Source organism: Metabacillus indicus LMG 22858 (assembly GCF_000708755.2).
Lineage (GTDB): Bacteria > Bacillota > Bacilli > Bacillales > Bacillaceae > Bacillus_P > Bacillus_P indicus.
Window position 1 is genome coordinate 769,155 of the sequence record NZ_JGVU02000002.1, and the last position, 15,599, is coordinate 784,753.

Below are 15,599 nucleotides of genomic sequence, written 5' to 3' on the forward strand. Positions count from 1 at the left end.
CAAAAAAGACAGGGTCTCCCCTGTCTTTTCGTCAGTCGTGAAAATTAGTTCCGTCTGTTACTGCTTTTACTGTCCCGGTCCGGACAACAAAGTCTCCGAAGTGTTCTCCCGGCTCCCGCTCTTTTGCAAATTGGGCAATCAGGACGCGAAGTTCGCTGAGAATTTCTTCTTCTCCGATGTTTTCGCGGTATAATTTGCTCAGTCGGCTGCCGTCGAATGCGGCACCGAGATACATATTATATTTTCCAGGCGCTTTTCCGATAAAGGCAATTTCACCGAGGGCGTGGCGGGCACATCCATTTGGACAGCCTGTCATGCGGATCGTGATTTCTTCGTTGCGCAGCCCGTTCTCATCCACGATTTCTTCAATTTTGTCGATCAGTCTCGGCAAATATCTCTCTGCTTCTGCCATGGCAAGACCGCACGTTGGAAGAGCCACGCAGGCAATGGAGCTGCGGCGCAGTGCAGAATAGTGTTTGCCGTCTGTTAAGCTGTACTTCTCCATAAGCTCATTTATTTTTTTCTTTTGCTGAGATGACACGTTTGAAATGATCAAGTTTTGGTTAGGCGTCAAACGAATGTCGCCCTTAAGCACCTTTGCAATTTCGCGCAGGCCAGTCATCAGCGGGTACCCGTCGTAGTCAGCGATGCGGCCCCCTTCTACAAACAGCGTGAAATGCCATTTGCCGTTCCCGCCTTTTACCCAGCCGTAGCTGTCGCCATTGCTGTCAAAACGGAAATCTTTTGCTGCGCCGAGCCTGTAGCCAAGACGGTTCTCAAGTTCTTCTTTCACATTCTGAAGACCTAAACGATCGACCGTATATTTAAAACGGGCATATTTTCTGACAGACCTGTTTCCGTAATCACGCTGGATGGTAATAATTTTTTCAGCCACATCTACAAGTCGATCCGGGGCAACAAAACCGATGACTTTTCCAAGCTGCGGGTAGGTTGCCTTATCACCGTGAGACATGCCCATTCCTCCGCCAATGACAACATTGAAGCCTGAGAGCTTATTATCCTCAACAATAGCGATAAACCCAAGGTCCTGAGAGTAGACATCAATATCATTTGACGGCGGTACAGCAATCCCGATCTTAAATTTTCTCGGCAGGTAAAGCGGGCCATACATTGGCTCGACTTCTTCTGCATCGGGTGTGCCTGCTACCTTTTCTTCATCAAGCCAGATCTCATGGTAGGCTCTGGTGCGAGGAAGAAGGTCATCGCTCAGTTTTCTTGAAAGCTCGTACACTTCAGCATGAAGGTCAGATTGATAAGGGTTGACATTGCACATGACGTTCCGGTTTACATCTCCGCAGGCGGCGATTGTATCCAGCATGGAAGCGTGGATTTCCTGAATCGTCTTTTTCATGTTCCATTTCAGAATTCCGTGCATCTGGAAAGTCTGGCGAGTTGTCAGTTTAAGCGTGCCGTTTCCGTATTTTTGGGCAAGCTCATCCATGACCAGCCATTGATCCGGCCTTGCGACTCCCCCTGCCATGCGGACGCGCAGCATAAACTGATAGGCAGGCTCAAGCTTTTGTTTCTGGCGCTCGTTCCGAAGGTCGCGGTCATCCTGAAGATAACTGCCGTGGTGCTTCATCAGGCGATTATCATCGTCGGGAATACCGGCGGAAATGCGCTCCTGCATCACTTCTGCGAGTGTCCCGCGCAGATAATTGCTTCGCTGTTTAATATCTTCTACATCACTCGGAGGGCCTTCAGGCGCACTCAGTACTTTATTTGACATGATGGTATACCCCTTTCAATCGTTCTCAATAGACGTCGCGCTGATAGCGTTTTTGCTGCTGCATGCCGGCAAGAACTTCTTCCGCTGCCGCGCGGCTCATGCCGCCCTCATTTTCAATAATGCTGATAAGCGTGCTGTGAACATCATGGGCCATGTGTTTTTCATCTCCGCAGATGTAGACATATGCCCCTTCTTTAATCCAAGCGTACAGCTCTTTGCTTTGCTCAAGCATGCGGTGCTGAACATACACTTTTTCTGCTGTATCCCTTGAAAAAGCGACGTCCATTCGTGTCAAACTACCATTTTCAAGAGCCTTTTGCCATTCCGTCTGATAAAGGAAGTCTGTGACAAAGTGCTGATCGCCAAAGAACAGCCATGACTTCCCTCCTGCTCCTGTTTCTTCTCTTTCCTGAATGAATGAACGGAACGGGGCGATGCCTGTTCCGGGTCCGACCATAATGACCGGCACATCAGGATTCTCAGGCAGCTTAAAATTCTGGTTTTTCTGTATGTATACAGGGAGGGTATCGCCGGGCTGAAGCCGCTCGGCTGTTAAAATGGAGCATACCCCGCTGCGCTTTCGTCCGTGTGTTTCATACCTGACTGCGCCGATGGTCAAGTGCACTTCATCGGGATTTGCCGTCAGGCTGCTCGCAATCGAATAAAGGCGCGCCGGCATTTTGCGGAGGTTTTGAACAAATTCCTCTGCCGAAACAGTCCAAGGACCAAAATCTTCAATCAGATCAATAAGGTCGCGGCCTTCAATGTACGCTTTGAGCTGATCTTCTTTTCCAGGTGAAACAAGCTCCTTAAGCACGCTTTGATCTGATATGCCTGCCAGTTTTTCTAAAAGCGGCTTTGAAAGCACAGTTACTTCAAAATGAGTTAAAAGGGCGTTCCGCAAGGACAAACGGTCTCCCTGTTTATTGATCGTCACACTGCTCTCGGGATCCCATCCCGTTTTTTCAAGCAAGAGATCAACAAGCACGGGATCATTCTCGGGATAAATGCCAAGACTGTCTCCGGGTTCATATGTAAGACCTGAGCCTTCAAGGGACAATTCAAGATGACGGGTTTCCTTATTTGACCCGCGTCCATTTAAGTTGATGTTTTCAAGTACTTCTGCACGGAAAGGATTTGTGCGGGAGTAGGCAGAAGGCTGTGCTGATTCAGCAGACACTTCACCAGCAGGAGCGGCATTGTCCCCCTGCTTCTCTTTTAAGCAAGTAATCACACCGCTGATCCATTCTGCAGCCGGCTCATCAAAATCAAGATCGCAGTCAGTGCGCGGAAAGATTCTCGTTCCACCCAGTTCTTCCAGCTTCCCATCAAAGTCTTTGCCGGTCTGGCAGAAAAATTCGTACGAGCTGTCACCAAGTGACAGAACGGAAAAATTCAGGCCATCAAGCTTAGGTGCCCTTCTTCCATGCAAAAACTCATAGAATGAGAGCGCATTGTCAGGCGGAGTTCCCTCACCATGTGTACTGACGACAATCAAGAGGTTTTTTTCTTTTTTCAGCTGATTCGGTTTATAATCGTTCATAGAAGAAATAGTTACTTGAAAGCCTTGTTCGGACAGTGTTTTTGCTGCGTTTTCAGCAAGGCTTTGTGCATTTCCCGTCTGTGAGCCGTATAGAACGGTCACTTCTTTTGAAACGGGTGCTGTGTTTTGAACAAGTGCCGACTCTCCTGCCTTAGGCGCCAGAACACCAATAGGTCCAGCAGCCTGTGCGGCTGTCAAATATCCCGTCAGCCAGATCTTCTGTGTTTCTGATAATGTTGGCAGAAGGCGGTTAAGAAGCTCTGCCTGCTCCTGATTAAACGGACTGTTACTTACCTGAAGTTGCAACGATACCCACCTCGCAAACGAATTTGGAACTACCAATACAATTAACCCTATACGCAAAGTCGGTTTTATGACTTTGTTTTATAAAGCCTTTATAAAAAAATACTATTTCTACTTTACCTGAAAACAGAAAATTAGTAAAATACATTTAATTTATGATGATTATTAAGATTTCTAATGATAAGGTGGCTTTCTATTTTGCACTATGATGCTTTGAAAACATTTATTACTCTTGCAGAGGTGAAAAACTTTACAAAAACAGCAGAAACGCTCCGCATGTCCCAGCCGAGCGTCAGTCTTCATATTAAAAACCTTGAAAAAGAATTTGAGACAAAGCTTTTTATCCGGTCTCCCAAGTTTCTTCAGATTACCCCAACGGGCGAAATTCTGTATGACCGTGCAAAAAGGATGATTTCTTTATATGAACAATCCAAACAGGATATTCTCGAACACCAAAATGCCATCCGCGGGGAATTGAAAATTGGCGCAAGCTTTACAATTGGAGAGTATATCCTCCCTTCCCTGCTGCTTGATCTGCAAAAAGATTATCCTGAGCTTGAACTGCAGGTACTGATCGGAAACACACAGGAAATTGTACAAAGCGTGCGCATGCATGGGGTCGATATTGGTCTCATTGAAGGGCATACGAACGAAAGTGAACTTTCCGTCCACCCGTTTATGCAGGATGAGCTTTTTATCGTTGCCTCCATGGATCATGAGCTTGGTCTGAAAAAAGAGGTCACTTTTGCCGACTTGCACAACCAGCCGTGGGTCACCCGCGAAGTTGGTTCAGGTACACGTGAATATTTAAATCACGTCATACGGACGAACGGCCTTAAAGTAAAATCACTGCTTACCATCAGCAGCAATCAGGGAATAAAAGAAACGCTAATGAACGGAACGGGCCTGTCCTTTCTTTCAAAAAGCGTCATTGAACGGGATGTTGCAAATAAAGACCTTTCAATTATTCATATGAAAAATCAGCGGTTTACAAGGACTCTTTCCTACCTGTACTCGCCTGTTAGTGAAGATAAGAAGATAGTGAAAACGTTTATTAATTCACTAAAGAACAAGTGGCCGGATGAGATGAGGCTGGCAAAAAAATAACGGCGAGTGAGTAAGACCGGAATTCAAGTTTTGCGCCATACGAAAAAGGCCCAGCATGTGCTGGGCCTTTTTGCTAATTCTTCTTTTTATTGAAAAACAAAGCAGCTATAAGACTCAGCATACAGCTGAGCATCAGGGTCATTGTAAAATACAGCGTCAGCAGCACATCATTCAGATCCTTGTCATTTCCCTGTAAAAAGGTTGGGATGACGTATACAAGAGCTGCTAAAATGGCGAGTGTCACAGGCGGTATAAACCTTCTGCTATAAGGAAGTTTCAGAGTAAGAAAGACCGAAGCCGCCATAACCAGAAGCGGAAGGCCTATACGAATAAAATTTGACATGAGTTCAGAATCCACTTGCACACCCTCCTTTCTGTTAATTCGGTTCTACATGTACATGTACATTGTACACTTCATGCTTCTTCATTAAAATCGTTTCGACTTTTGTAGAAATATCGTGTGCATCACGGATATCGAGATTGGAATTCACCAGGATCACGATGTCTACTACTGTATTGTTTCCATAATTTCTCGCCTTAATTTCCTTTACCCCTTTAACCCCGTACAGAGAAAGGGCCGTTTCTTTAAAAGCCTCTATTTCCTCTTCGTCAAATCCATCCGTTAAATGGTGCGAAGCTTCCCTGAAAATATCCCATGCTGTTTTGCAGATCAGTAATCCGACAATGACGGCTGCAGCCGGATCCAGCCATGGAAGGGAGAATTGAGAGCCGATAATGCCAATCGCAATCCCAATACTGACCCATGCATCTGACAAATTATCTTTCGCAGCCGCAGTCACTGCCTGGCTGTTAATTTTTTCTCCAAGCCTTTTATTGTAACGATAAACAAGATACATAACGGCAGCACTGAATAAACCGGTCCATGCCGAGATCATGTCCGGTGATTCCTGTTTCCCTTCAAACACTGACAATACAGCTCCGTACAATACTTGAAGTCCTACGGCCATCATGATAAAAGATGCGACAAGCGACGCAACTGTCTCCGCTTTCCAGTGGCCGTATGGATGATCTTTGTCGGCAGGCTTCTGTGACAGCCGAAGCCCTATGAACACAGCAACTGAAGCAACGATATCTGTTGCGTTGTTTAAGCCGTCCGCTTTAAGTGCCTCAGAGTTCGCTGAATATCCGATCAGCAATTTCAGAGCCGATAAGCACAGGTATGCAGCAATGCTGATGATCGCTCCCCGCTCGCCTTTTTTTAAATCTGCATATTTTTGTTGTTCCATCAAATGATCCTCCGCGTTTTCGTTCCTTGAACATCTTACCAGTCAAGGTTTGAGTGAGTCTACAGCAACCTTTTTTCGCGGTTCAACAAGAGTAACAAATGTCTAAAAAAGTTTGCTCAGACAAACTTTTCTTCTTTTGCACATCTATTTCTTTCGTAAGACGAAAGAACTTTCTCAAATCTAGGCAAAAGGTTGGCAATACCATTAAAATCCACTATTTTTCTGAACCTATAGCGTCATTTCTGTCAAAAAACAAGGAATACCCTCACTTATTGCAGAAAATTCTGATTGTTCAACAAAAAATGAAGAGGTGAGCTTATTTGAAGAAGAAAACATTTGTTAAAGCAGCAGGTACAGCCTTGATGGCAGCTGCACTCGTCTTTCCGCAGGCAGGCAGTTTCGCTCCGCCTTCACAAGCTGCAGCAGAGACGCTTGAGACACAAGGGTTTATAAGCTATGCAGAGCTTCAGAAAAAACTGAGACAGCTAGAACAGACAAGCGGAGGAAAAATTTCAGTTGATGTTGCCGGATCTACCAACCAGGGACGAGAAATATATACAGCAAGGGTTGGCACTGGAGATAAAGTACTGCTAGTTCAAAGTGAAATTCACGGCAATGAAAAGACCGGTACAGTGGCGCTTTTGAACATCCTTCAAAAGATCGGATCAAGCAATTCGGAGGCAGCAAAGAAAATACGTGAAGAGATGACGATTGTTGCCATTCCGATGATGAATGCAGATGCTTCTGAACTCGACCGCCGCGGAAATGACATGAGCTGGTCGGAGGTTACGGAGCAATACCCGCAATTAAGTTCAGCAACCCCTTCCTGGAATTACTATACAAGGGTTCTCCAGGGGGATGACTATGCAGCTAATCCGGGCTTTGATGTAAACCGCGATTTCCACCCTGATTTAGATTACGTTGCTAATGCAGCAGATTTTCCTGGAGCTTCCAACAAACCTGGCTGGTACATCACGCCTGAAGCCCAGACTGTACGAGACGTCTATAAAGATCTGATGGCAGAATTCGGAAAAGTAGATGTCTTTATGGACATGCATCATCAGGGCTTCCCTTATGTCGGGGATACAGGTGAAATCGCTACAATGTCCATTTCCGCTCAATTTGTACCTGATCCGGCAACTCCTGAAGGAGATAAATATGCCCAATACGCGAACGGGTACGATTATGATTTTTCAAGGCAGCTGAATGTTGCCGTCTATGATGCCTTGCAGGCAAAAGGAGATTCCGTATTTACAAACATTTCACTCTATCAGCAGGATCTCGACCTTCCTGGAACAGCTCTTGGGTCCTTTGCATTAAACGGAAGCGGAACCGTTCTTTTTGAAGTCAAAGGCCAAACACAGAACTTTGGCCAAAAGCAAAAAGGGATGCTTGTCAAAACGGTTGAAACCGGATTAATGGGCGTAATCAACGGTGTAACTGACGGCACCGTATACTCTCTCGATCCTGAAAAGTATGAAGAAATTCCGGAATCCACTTATTAATATACGCAAAAGAAAAATCCGAACTTGTATGGAGTTCGGATTTTTCTTTTGGAAACGGGATGTGTTTCCTGCTTTGTACGTTTATGACCCTTCAGCTCACTCAGTCCAGCATGAAGGGTCATTTCACGCCTGCTTATGACCACTCAGCTCACCCTGCCCTGCATGAAGGGTCATATCATGCTCGCTTATCACCACTCAGCTCACCCTGCCCTGCATGAAGGGTCATATCATGCTCGCTTATGACCACTCAGCTCTCTCTGCCCTGCATGAAGGGTCATATCATGCTCGCTTATCACCACTCAGCTCACCCTGCCCTGCATGAAGGGTCATATCATGCTCGCTTATGACCACTCAGCTCACTCCGCCCTACATGAAGGGTCATTTCACGCCTGCTCATGACCACTCAGCTCACTCCGCCCTGCATGAATGACTCCTACAGCCAGCAATCAGACCCTAACTGCCTCCTGATCTTCAAAGTCAAACTCCACTTCAAAACCGAGGTCTTTCAGCATCTCATGGTCACTCGTGCTTTCTTGTCCCCTGGTTGTTAAATAGTCTCCCACAAAGATCGAGTTGGCTGCATAGAGCCCAAGCGGCTGCAGGGATCTTAAATTGACTTCTCTTCCTCCGGAAATACGGATTTCTTTCGTCGGATTGATGTAGCGGAAGAGTGCGAGCACCTTCAGGCAATACCTCGGGTCAAGTTCATCCGTTCCTTCAAGCGGAGTACCGTCAATGGCGTGAAGGAAGTTTACAGGAATACTGTCTGCGTCTAGTGCGCGCAGGCTGAATGCCATATTGACGACATCTTTTTTTGTTTCTCTCATGCCGATGATCACACCCGAACACGGAGAAATACCGGACGCCTTTACAGCTTCAATGGTTTGTACGCGGTTATCATATGTATGCGATGTTGTAATAGATTCGTGGTGCTCTTTTGATGTATTAATGTTGTGGTTGTAGCGGTCGACTCCGGCTTCTTTGAGGCGTTCTGCCTGTCCCGGCTTCAACAGCCCAAGGCACGCACACACCTTAAGACCGAATTGATCTTTGATGTCTTTTACGGCTGATACAACTGTGTCCAGTTCTTTTTCAGAAGGACCTCTTCCGCTCGCAACAATGCAATAGGTTCCGACCTTCAGGTTATAGGCGCGTTCTGCTCCTTCTAAAATGCTTTCTTTGTTCATCATCCTGTACTTTTCAATAGGTGCCGTTGAAATGCTTGACTGAGAGCAATAGCCGCAGTTTTCAGGACAAAGGCCTGATTTCGTGTTTACGATCATGTTCAGTTTTACTTTTTTCCCGTAATAATGCTTTCTGATCAAAAATGCTCCATGAAGAAGACTAAGAATCTCATCATCTTCGCTTGTTAAAATTTCAAGTGACTCTTCCTCTGTTAATACCTTGCCGTTTATGACTTCATTTGCAAGCGTTGACCAATTCATTGCATTCCCTCCATCTCGTCGTTCTCTTCCATCGTAAAGAATAGCAAGGATTTATGTCAACTTATTTTTATTTAGGTTAACAAAATTATGTAAACGTTCTTAAAACGTTCAATATATACAAATTATTACATTTATATGAATGGTACGATTAAATCAGCCAATCATTAGGAGGAAAAAGAACATGCTAAAAAGAATGATGAATACTCCAAAGAAAAAAACAGCCGTTTTTTTTGCTCTATACGCAGGTCTAATGGCGTGGCTGATTCTTATGGCCGTAAATTTCACCACAGTTAAAGAACAGAAGACTGATTTTGCAGGAGAATTTGCCGAGCAAGTCAAGGTACAGGAAGCTAAAAGAGAAGAAGAGAAAAAGCGGGAAGATAAGCCTCTTTGGGAAGTCTCTGATCGAACAGCCATTATCGCCGTTACAGCTGGAGCAATCGCAGATATCCTGGTTGTTTTATGGTGGGCAAGAAGAGAAAACAGACGTATGGATGAGAAGCAGGATGTACCGGCTAAGAAAAGATGGCGGGACAGCAAATGGTTCTGGTACATCGCAGCAATGGGTGTTATTCAGCCCTCAGGCAGCCGCTACATCATTAATTGGAAAAACATGATTGCCTCCGCGGTACTAATTCATGTACTTCTTTATTTGCTTATCAAAAATGCATAAAAAAAGGAGAGGTTTCCCCCTCTCTTCTCAGCTCTCTAATGAATTCTGGATTTCATATTCTTCTTTTTTCTCTTCCATCCAGCCAGTATAGGCTGTCTGCATTTTCTGATCAAAAAGTGCTTCCTTGATTTCCTCTTTTTTCTCAGCATATACAGCCGGGACTGCCGCTTTTTTGTCTTCGAATTTGATAATGTGATAGCCAAACTCTGTTTTTACAGGATCACTGATTTCCCCTTCTTTCATAGAGAAGGCTTTTTCTTCGAATGCTGCCGTCATCTCGCCTTTTGCGAAATAGCCAAGCTCTCCGCCATTGCCGCTGTTAGAGGTATCTGTTGAATATTCTTTGGCTAGCTCCGCAAAATCAGCTCCTCCATCAAGTTTGCTTTTGACTTCTTTTGCTGCCGCCTCATCTTCCACTAAAATATGGCTTGCATTTACTTGTTCTGGTTCAGAAAGACTTTCTTTGTTTTCTTCAAAATAGGTTTTCATCTCATCTTCCGAAATGTCAATCTCAGGCTCGAGCAGTTTTTCAATTTTTAAATTTGTTTTCAGTTCCTCTTTTACCGCCTCTGCAGAACCGCCGGAAGCCTCAATCTGCTGGAGAAAGGCCTCTTCTCCCCCGTACGATTCCACGATTGTTTGATACTCTTTGTCAACATCTGCATCAGATACTGTAATCTTCTTTTTTTCCGACTCCTGATTGATGATTTCTTCTGTAATTAAGTAGTCTACAAGCTTAGATCCGCCCTGATCTGCAAGCAGCCCGTAAAGCCTGTCCTGACTGATTTTTTCGCCGTTCACACTGGCTACAGCCCCGTCGTCATCCGCAGAACCGACAGCCCAGCCGATTCCCCCGCTGAGCATACCTGTCATTAAAAAGGCGTACGTCAGTTTATTTGCAAGTATGTTTTTCATTTTGATAACTCCCAACTATTTTCTTCCTATCTTTTGCTGAACACCTTCCAGTATAACGGGCAGTTATGAATAAACTATGAACAAAGAGAGAAGAAGATATGAAAGTGATATTCCAAAGATTCCCTTCGTTATTTAGAAGGAGATTATCAAACCATAAGAGATAACTACGTTCCGGGAGTTTTTTTATGCTGAGAAAAATGATGATTATGTTTGGAGTATGCATTTCACTGGTGATTTGCACTTTTTTCATTCTTCAGTGGGATGTAAAAAGCGGATATAAGGACTATACCAATGAACACGGCATGATTAAAACCCCCGTATACCACGGGGATCTGACCCTGTTCCCCGAAGGTGACAGCCTTTATAAATCACTCTTTCAAGATATTAAAGAAGCTGAAAACTACATTTATATTCATTTTTTTATCATCAGGGACGATCCTGTCGGCCTGAACTTCTTGTCCCTTCTTCAAAAAAAGGCCGAAAACGGAATAGATGTGATGCTTTCTGTCGACCGCATCGGCGGAAAAGAGATCAACAGGAAAATAATTAATCGCCTTGAAGCGAGCGGTGTGCACTTCACGTTCAGCAGGAAAACCGGAATCACTCATCCTTTTTACAGAATGAATCACCGCAATCACAGAAAGCTTGTCATTATTGACGGAAGGGTGTCTTATTTAGGCGGATTCAATATGGGAGAAGAATATCTGGGCCAGGATAAACGCTTCGGGTACTGGCGGGACTATCACCTGCGGATTGCCGGTGAAGGCGCGTATGAAGTGGAGGAGCAATTTTTGAAAGACTGGGAAGAAGACACCGGGCAGAAAAGGCCTCCTAAAAAACATCAGCCTGTCCGGACGGACGGTTCTGAATATCGGCTGTTTTTCTCAACCGGAGGAGAATGGGAAAAAGAACTCCTGTCTTTAATAAGAAGTGCAAGAAAACAGCTTGTTATTGCAACTCCCTATTTCATACCAAACAATGAGATGATGGATGCGCTGATTGATGCGCGGAAAAATGGCGTCAAAGTTGAGATCCTCGTCCCTGACCATACAGACGCATGGTTTACAAAGCCTCCAAGCTATCCAAAAACAGAAAAGCTGTTAAACCGCGGCGTGGATATTTATTTGTATACAAAAGGATTTTTTCATGGGAAAGTGATGCTGATTGATGGTAAAACGGCGAATATCAGCACAGCAAACTGGGATCCGCGGAGCTTTTATTTAAATGATGAAGCGAGCTGCCTGATCTACGACACAGAAGTCATCAAGACCATTTCAGCTGAGATTGAAGAGGATAAAAAAAACAGCCGGAAGCTGAACGAAGCGATTATAAAAGAAATTCCATCCTGGGAGCGTTCATTTATGAAAACCCCAGAATGGATTTATTATTATTTTTAAGCTGGAACGCGTGATGGTTTTCTTTTTCCTAAAACCAGCCCAACAGCAGCTCCCAGTAATGCCGGAACAAGCCAGCCAATGCCTTCGCCGTAAAGCGGAAGGTAGCTTAGGGCAGGTGTCAGTGCTTCACTGAGAAATGTTTGATTAACTGTATCCGCCAGACTGAAGAGGCCTGTGAAAAGAACCGTAGTTACATAGATGTAAGGACTGTTTTGGATGAAAGAATGAACCAGTGCAAGAATGATCAGCACGATGGCAATTGGGTAAATCATGCCCAGTATCGGCACAGAAACGGTCAAAATCTGAGTCAGTCCAAGATTTGCAACGGCTGTGCTTGCCAGACATAAAATCAATACCCATACCTTATACGGCACTCTAGGCACAGCCCCTGCAAAAAACTGGCTGCACGATATCACAAGCCCAATGGATACGCAGAAACAAGCCAGTGTAAAGACAAGCCCAAGTATGACGCTGCCGCTTGTACCGAACAGGCTCGTCATAATATTCGTCAGAATCTGGGCGCCGTTTTCAGATGTTCCAAGAGATGCGCTCGCTGCACCCATTGTGCCAAGAAGAATGTAGATGATGGTTAAAAGCAGGCCTGCTCCCATTCCTGCAAACATCATATAGCGGGATAGTGCTTTTTCATTTGTTACACCCTGTGATCTGATAGCAGTTGCTATCACAATACCGAAAGCAAGCGCGGCCAGTGCATCCATCGTCAAGTATCCATCAAGAAACCCCTGAAAAACAGGACTCGAGCCATAATTGCCTGATGCCTGTCCACTTTCTCCAATCGGTGTAATCAAAGACTTCACAAAAATAACCAGAATCAGCGTCAGCACAATCGGCGTAAGCAATTTTCCGAATAAGTCCACAAGCTTAGACGGGGACATGCTGAGCCAGTACACTAAGCCAAAAAAGACCGCTGTATAAATGAACAGTGCTGCAGGAGCACCCGCAGCCTCAGCGGGAAGAAAAGGCGCTGCCCCCATTTCAAAAGCTAAGCTTCCGGCTCTTGGAATCGCAAGTCCAGGTCCGATCGAAACGTAAATAATAAACGGGAAAATAAGGGCAAATACAGGGTGAACCCTTGAATTTAATTCATGAAAGCTCCCTGCTTTAGCAACTGCGATAACCCCGAGAATGGGAAGACCCACCGCGGAAAGAATAAAGCCTGCAAGAGAAGGCCAAAGATTGTCCCCTGCTGCCTGTCCAAGAAAAGCCGGGAAGATTAAGTTCCCTGCTCCAAAAAACATGGAAAATAACATAAGACTGATAAACATGATCTGTTTTGCTGAAAATTCCTTTGCCATACAAAAACTCCTTTAAGATGAAGGTTCTATGATGAAAATAATAGTTCAAAGTATAACAGCTAAAAAATTGATTGACTAGTTCCTTTTTTCAGCATTTTTAAGCGCCTTTTATCAAACCTTGTTCTATAGGCAATGAATGCGTTTACCTTCATTTTATAAATTTTTTCCAAAAGAAAAGACAATACTTGATCGTATTGTCTCATTTGAATGGAACTGTTATTTTCTGAGCTTTGCTTTCTGTTTTCTGATTGGCATTCAGCACATCGCTAGTCAGCATCGTGACACTTTTAACAGGCTCTTCGGAATGTTCCAGAATAAATCCGATGTTACCCTTTTTGGTCTGATTTGCCCCAAGTTCACCGTTTAGATCTTCAAGGTAAATATCGGATTCCCAGTCAAACCGCTGGCCGCTGTTTGTTTCCAGCATAGCAACAGGTGAGAAGTAGACGGGCTGATCTGACGTGTTTTTCACTTCTACCTCCGCTTTGATGATGTCAAACGTTTCATCATGTGTGAATGTGTGAAAAAAATCAATCATGCTGTAGGCAGGCGTATGCTCGATAATTTTCACATCTTTAATCGTCAGTTCCACATCGCCTGCTTTAATTGTCTGATTCAGGCTGCTGATGGCTTTCAGCTCAGCTGCGCCTTTGTCATCTTTCACGGTTTGACCCGGTTCAAGGAGTGAACGGTCATCCGTTATCTGCGGGTTTGGTACGTAGCTGTCTTCAGCGGCTTTTTGATTAGAGGGTGATGGTGCGGCCGTTTCAGTCTTCTGTTCTTGTTTCTTCTCAATTTGGGCAGGTTCTGTCGCCTGTGCAGAACAAGCAGAAAGTACGATTGTCAGAGATAGCAAAAGCCATGCATGTTTCATCGTGTAGTCCCCTTTCTCCATTTGCCAATCTGCCGGCATGAACACAGACTCCGCCGCCCATGCGGCAGAGTCGTGATACAGCCTGGTTATTTCTTTTTGCTTTTTTCTAGGATATCAAAGATGATTTCTGCGTGATCTGTGTTGTCTTTATGACCGGCGAACAATTCTTTACCTGGTCCGTAAGCAAAGACAGGAACGTCTTCCCCTGTATGTCCGTCTGTCGTCCAGCCTGTATTGGAGCGCTTATTAAAGATGGCTTCTATCGCATTATCAACACGGAGAATTCCTTTATCTTTGTCTGCTTTCCCTTTTTCTGCTGCATCTTTGACAGCATTGATTTCCTCTGCCGTCAGTTCAAGATCGATATACTGTTTTAACGTTTTTTCAGGATCTGCGCCTTCTTCAACGATTTGGGAAGCCATAAAGTCAGGTGTGCGCTTTGCAGCTTTAATCGGCTCTCCAAACCAGTTGTAATCACCGTCAGCTCCGATTGAATAACCGCCAGTTGAATGGTCTGCTGTAGCCACAACAAGGGTATGCTTGTCCTTTTTGGCAAATTCAATCGCTGCTTTGTAGGCTTTTTCAAAATCCTGCATTTCACTCATGGCTCCTACAATATCGTTGTCATGTCCGGCCCAGTCAACCTGGCTTCCCTCAACCATCAGGAAAAACCCGTCTTTATCTTGATTTAGTCTTGAAAGAGCTGAGCTAGTCATGTCTTCAAGAGAAGGTGTTTCTTTTTCGCGGTCAATCATTTTTGGAAGGCCGCCATCCGCAAACAGTCCAAGAACCTGCTGATTTTTATCCTTCATCATTTCTTCTTTCGATGTCACATAGCTGTACCCGTCTTTCTGGAATTCTTCTGTAAGGTTGCGGTCAGCCCGGTCAAAGTTGCTTAAGCCACCGCCCAGCATGACATCCACTTTATGTTTGCCGTTGATCAGTTCATCATAATAATCATCTGCTATTCCATTCATGTTTTTCCGGCTCATATCATGGGCACCGAATGAAGCAGGTGTAGCATGAGTTATTTCAGACGTAGCAACAAGACCTGTCGCCTTTCCTTTTTCTTTTGCCGATTCTAAAACCGTTTTTAGCTCTGAACCGTCATTGTCTACGCCGATTGCAGCATTGAAAGTCTTATATCCTGTTGACATCGCTGTAGCAGCCGATGCTGAATCTGTTACATTTTCTTTAGGATCTTCAGGATAGGTCATTTGATTGCCGACAAGGTGCTGATCAAATTCTGTACGCTCAGCCTGCGGTGTAGAAGGATCGTCTTTCAGATAGCGGTATGCTGATGTATATGATACACCCATTCCGTCTCCAACCAGGAAAATAACGTTTCTTATTTCATTCGGTTTATTTCCAGCAGCTTCTGCTTCACTTGCCTTCGCATTTGGAAAATTCCCAATGACACTTGCGGCAACTACAGCTGAAAGCACTGCAACCGGAACAGTAATTTTTCCAAGTTTTCTATTAAACAATCAAAAAACCTCCAATAGAATGTTTTTGTATACAAGT

Annotated in this window: 13 protein-coding genes; 4 read left to right on the forward strand and 9 right to left on the reverse strand. The window is 44.6% G+C overall.

From position 1 onward, the window contains the following. Window positions 1-31: 31 nt before the first annotated feature. Entirely contained in the window at window positions 32-1,750 is a 1,719-nt protein-coding gene (cysI, locus tag AZ46_RS07015) for an assimilatory sulfite reductase (NADPH) hemoprotein subunit (protein WP_029280674.1), read from the reverse strand. Window positions 1,751-1,775: 25 nt separating this feature from the next. Further along, window positions 1,776-3,599, reverse strand: coding sequence for an assimilatory sulfite reductase (NADPH) flavoprotein subunit (locus tag AZ46_RS07020; RefSeq protein WP_029280672.1), 1,824 nt, complete (start codon window positions 3,597-3,599; stop codon window positions 1,776-1,778). A 195-nt stretch (window positions 3,600-3,794) separates the two neighbouring features. On the opposite strand from AZ46_RS07020, the gene AZ46_RS07025 reads away from it, so the two are divergent. Then, a complete protein-coding gene (locus AZ46_RS07025) occupies window positions 3,795-4,703 on the forward strand; it encodes a LysR family transcriptional regulator (protein ID WP_029280670.1) in 909 nt (302 codons plus the stop codon). Between the two features lie 73 nt (window positions 4,704-4,776). On the opposite strand, the gene AZ46_RS07030 is transcribed toward AZ46_RS07025, so the two are convergent. Both AZ46_RS07030 and AZ46_RS07035 read right to left on the reverse strand, forming a co-directional pair. Continuing rightward, complete coding sequence (locus AZ46_RS07030) at window positions 4,777-5,061, reverse strand: hypothetical protein (protein WP_029280669.1); 285 nt, start codon at window positions 5,059-5,061, stop codon at window positions 4,777-4,779. Between the two features lie 19 nt (window positions 5,062-5,080). Further along, window positions 5,081-5,950: a cation diffusion facilitator family transporter gene (locus AZ46_RS07035; protein ID WP_029280668.1), complete on the reverse strand. Its 870-nt coding sequence runs from the start codon at window positions 5,948-5,950 to the stop codon at window positions 5,081-5,083. Window positions 5,951-6,270: 320 nt separating this feature from the next. Between AZ46_RS07035 and AZ46_RS07040 the strand changes: the two genes are divergently transcribed. Then, the gene (locus AZ46_RS07040) at window positions 6,271-7,455 is read left to right on the forward strand and encodes a M14 family zinc carboxypeptidase (RefSeq protein WP_029280666.1); all 1,185 of its coding nucleotides are present in this window, start codon (window positions 6,271-6,273) and stop codon (window positions 7,453-7,455) included. A 446-nt stretch (window positions 7,456-7,901) separates the two neighbouring features. Here AZ46_RS07040 and bioB read toward each other — a convergent pair whose 3' ends face one another. Then, on the reverse strand, window positions 7,902-8,900 hold the full coding sequence (bioB, locus tag AZ46_RS07045) for a biotin synthase BioB (RefSeq protein ID WP_029280664.1): 999 nt from the start codon (window positions 8,898-8,900) through the stop codon (window positions 7,902-7,904). 181 nt (window positions 8,901-9,081) lie between these two features. On the opposite strand from bioB, the gene AZ46_RS07050 reads away from it, so the two are divergent. Beyond that, window positions 9,082-9,573, forward strand: a complete 492-nt coding sequence (locus AZ46_RS07050; RefSeq protein ID WP_029280662.1) for a hypothetical protein — start codon at window positions 9,082-9,084, stop codon at window positions 9,571-9,573. A gap of 27 nt (window positions 9,574-9,600) precedes the next feature. Here the strand turns inward: AZ46_RS07050 and AZ46_RS07055 are convergent, their stop codons facing one another. Continuing rightward, entirely contained in the window at window positions 9,601-10,488 is an 888-nt protein-coding gene (locus AZ46_RS07055) for a peptidylprolyl isomerase (protein WP_029280660.1), read from the reverse strand. A gap of 185 nt (window positions 10,489-10,673) precedes the next feature. On the opposite strand from AZ46_RS07055, the gene cls reads away from it, so the two are divergent. After that, window positions 10,674-11,885, forward strand: coding sequence for a cardiolipin synthase (gene cls, locus AZ46_RS07060; RefSeq protein WP_051865320.1), 1,212 nt, complete (start codon window positions 10,674-10,676; stop codon window positions 11,883-11,885). On the opposite strand, the gene brnQ is transcribed toward cls, so the two are convergent. The 3 genes from brnQ to AZ46_RS07075 all read right to left on the reverse strand — a co-directional run bounded on the left by brnQ (window position 11,882) and on the right by AZ46_RS07075 (window position 15,562). After that, complete coding sequence (brnQ, locus tag AZ46_RS07065) at window positions 11,882-13,201, reverse strand: branched-chain amino acid transport system II carrier protein (RefSeq protein ID WP_029280657.1); 1,320 nt, start codon at window positions 13,199-13,201, stop codon at window positions 11,882-11,884. The two genes, cls and brnQ, sit on opposite strands and share 4 nt — an antisense overlap. Before the next feature lie 199 nt (window positions 13,202-13,400). Further along, window positions 13,401-14,075: a DUF4352 domain-containing protein gene (locus AZ46_RS07070; protein WP_029280655.1), complete on the reverse strand. Its 675-nt coding sequence runs from the start codon at window positions 14,073-14,075 to the stop codon at window positions 13,401-13,403. Between the two features lie 86 nt (window positions 14,076-14,161). Then, window positions 14,162-15,562 (reverse strand): alkaline phosphatase, encoded by a 1,401-nt coding sequence (locus AZ46_RS07075; RefSeq protein WP_029280653.1) that lies wholly within the window; start codon window positions 15,560-15,562, stop codon window positions 14,162-14,164. Window positions 15,563-15,599: the final 37 nt, after the last annotated feature.

Coding starts and splice junctions, on each gene's coding strand:
- cysI (WP_029280674.1), bottom strand. CDS start 1,750: ATGTCAAATAAAGTACTGAGTGCGCCTGAAGGCCCTCCGAGTGATGTA.
- AZ46_RS07035 (WP_029280668.1), bottom strand. CDS start 5,950: ATGGAACAACAAAAATATGCAGATTTAAAAAAAGGCGAGCGGGGAGCG.
- bioB (WP_029280664.1), bottom strand. CDS start 8,900: ATGAATTGGTCAACGCTTGCAAATGAAGTCATAAACGGCAAGGTATTA.
- AZ46_RS07050 (WP_029280662.1), top strand. CDS start 9,082: ATGCTAAAAAGAATGATGAATACTCCAAAGAAAAAAACAGCCGTTTTT.
- AZ46_RS07055 (WP_029280660.1), bottom strand. CDS start 10,488: ATGAAAAACATACTTGCAAATAAACTGACGTACGCCTTTTTAATGACA.
- cls (WP_051865320.1), top strand. CDS start 10,674: ATGCTGAGAAAAATGATGATTATGTTTGGAGTATGCATTTCACTGGTG.
- brnQ (WP_029280657.1), bottom strand. CDS start 13,201: ATGGCAAAGGAATTTTCAGCAAAACAGATCATGTTTATCAGTCTTATG.
- AZ46_RS07070 (WP_029280655.1), bottom strand. CDS start 14,075: ATGAAACATGCATGGCTTTTGCTATCTCTGACAATCGTACTTTCTGCT.